This window comes from Pseudomonas juntendi, from assembly GCF_009932375.1.
Lineage (GTDB): Bacteria > Pseudomonadota > Gammaproteobacteria > Pseudomonadales > Pseudomonadaceae > Aquipseudomonas > Aquipseudomonas juntendi.
Genome location: NZ_BLJG01000331.1, coordinates 1 through 293, shown reverse-complemented (window position 1 = coordinate 293; position 293 = coordinate 1). Strand labels below are relative to the sequence as shown.

The 293-nt window shown below is 56.7% G+C and carries 1 protein-coding gene; it reads right to left on the bottom strand.

Features of this window, described 5'->3' with window-relative positions:
• Positions 1-166 (bottom strand): HIT domain-containing protein (locus GYA94_RS25575; protein WP_161893362.1); only part of this gene is annotated, 166 nt, incomplete at its 3' end.
• Positions 167-293 lie beyond the last annotated feature (127 nt).

The window sequence follows — 293 nt, the reverse complement described above, 5'->3', positions numbered from 1 at the left end:
GCTGCTGCTCGTGCACATCCAAATCGAACAACTCACTCACCTCAGCACGCTTGGGCACCAGGATGAACCACGGGTAATTGGCATCCTTGCTCAGCAGCAGCTGGCACAGCGCAAACTCCCCCAGCACCAGGGAATCCTGCTGCAGACGCGAATCGAGGACGAACACGGCATATCTCCTTAAGACAAAACGACCCGCATGGCGCGGAAAACATGGGTGGCAAGAATACCCTGCACAATCCCGGTAACACAGCGCTACTTTTCGCACCAAAATGAGGCCATCCACCCACCCCTCC